Below are 390 nucleotides of genomic sequence, written 5' to 3'. Positions count from 1 at the left end.
AGGAGCAGCAACAGCAGCGCAGCCTTGCCGCCCTGAAACGGCGCGCCAAGTCACTCGGTTTCCGGCTTGAGCGCGAAACCGCCCCGGCCTGAAACAACACGCACGAATTTTGTTTCTCACGAGGGTCGGCGCCCATTTGGTTGCGGACGCAACTATGCATTTTTGACGCAAACGGGTCTGCCGAACGAATTCCACAGGTTCAGCACGTTGGCGATGATCACCCCCTCGCGCTGCTGCGATTCGATTTTGCGCGTCAGTAGCCGCGCGCCGATGCAGCGCTTAATGCGCGAGATCTGTGCCTCGACCAGCGCGCGCTGGCCATAGCCGTATTTGTTCCGGAACGCATGGATGCCCTTGTCCTTGATGTACTGAACGAGATGATCGTGCCAG

General features: G+C 59.2%; 1 protein-coding gene. It reads right to left on the bottom strand.

Annotated elements, in window-relative coordinates; genetic code table 11:
• Positions 1 to 152: 152 nt before the first annotated feature.
• Positions 153 to 390: hypothetical protein (locus GWC77_RS28435; protein ID WP_254367243.1), on the bottom strand; the 238-nt coding region annotated here is incomplete at its 5' end.

The organism is Paraburkholderia sp. NMBU_R16 (assembly GCF_013282575.1).
Taxonomy (GTDB): Bacteria; Pseudomonadota; Gammaproteobacteria; order Burkholderiales; family Burkholderiaceae; genus Trinickia.
This window is presented reverse-complemented; position numbering and strand designations above follow the sequence as displayed.